1 protein-coding gene is annotated in these 1,234 nt (G+C 44.7%); it reads left to right on the top strand.

Annotated features, from left to right (window positions below):
- Positions 1 to 108 precede the first annotated feature (108 nt).
- Positions 109 to 1,226, top strand: a protein-coding gene (locus tag F6K37_RS43255) for an IS630 family transposase (protein ID WP_287257324.1) whose coding sequence is annotated in 2 segments (ribosomal slippage) — positions 109 to 529 and positions 529 to 1,226 — 1,119 coding nt in all. Because the reading frame shifts where the segments join, the coding sequence is not laid out codon by codon here.
- Positions 1,227 to 1,234: the final 8 nt, after the last annotated feature.

Genomic DNA, 1,234 nt, shown 5'->3' with positions numbered 1-1,234 from the left:
TTGATGACTTACTGTATCACTTCCGCAGATAGCCTAGTAGTCCACCACAATGATTTTGACAGGTAGGCAAAGATTTGAGAACCTGAACCCAGTGACTTATCAAAAATCATGGCTATCAAATATATCGTCAATCTCTCAGATGAAGAACGTTCTTTATTGTGGAACATCACTTCCAGAGGAAAAACGACCGGAAGAATAGTCAAACGAGCGCAAATTCTGCTTCTGGCAGATGAAGGGCATCCAGACGAGACAATTGCCACGATGTTGAAGGTGGGAGAATCCACAGTTCATCGAACCCGACAAAGATGCGTCGAAGAGGGAGTCCAGAGCGCTCTTAAAGAACGTCCCCGTCAAGGAAGAAAAAGGCAACTCGATGGGAAAACGGAAGCCTTTTTAGTCGCCACAGCTTGTAGCGATGCTCCCTCCGGCAGAGAGTCTTGGACTATGCAACTATTAGCCGACCGATTGGTGGAATTGAACTTAGTACAGAGCATTAGTGATGAGACAGTACGTAGAACCCTAAAAAAAACCAAATTAAGCCTTGGTTAAAGGAGCAGTGGTGTATTCCGACCGTGGGTGCAGACTTTGTTTGGAGAATGGAAAATGTTTTAGATTTATATGCCCAACCCTATGACCGGGACTATCCTCAAGTCTGTTTTGACGAACGACCCTGCCAGCTCCTGAGCGAAAAACGGATTCCCTTACCTAGCCAATCCGGACAGCCAGAACGATACGATTACGAATACAAACGAGAAGGAACTTGTAACTTATTTGCTTTTTTTCAACCTTTGGCTCGATGGAGACACATTAAGGTAACCAACCAAAGAACGGCTCAAGATTTTGCTGAGTGTATGAAAGATTTAGTGGATGTATTTTTCCCTAAAGCCCTCATCATTCGAGTTGTTCTCGACAATCTGAATACTCACACTCCGGCGGCACTGTACCAAACGTTTCCTCCAGATGAAGCCCGACGAATCCTGCGTAAATTAGAGTTTCATTACACTCCCAAACATGGTAGTTGGCTCAATATGGTTGAAATTGAACTTTCTGTTCTCTCTCGTCAATGTCTGAATCGACGTATTCCCGATCGAGAGACCATGAAGCGAGAAACAGCAACATGGGCACTTGAACGCAATCGACAACACGCGACAGTCAACTGGCGTTTTAGCAATCAAGATGCACGGGTCAAATTAGAGAGGTTATATCCACAGCTCAACCTGTCATAATTTCTGTG

Source organism: Moorena sp. SIO4E2, from assembly GCF_010671945.1.
Taxonomy (GTDB): Bacteria; Cyanobacteriota; Cyanobacteriia; order Cyanobacteriales; family Coleofasciculaceae; genus Moorena; species Moorena producens.
Note: the sequence above shows the minus strand (reverse complement) of the source record. Positions and strands in the feature narration are given on the sequence as shown.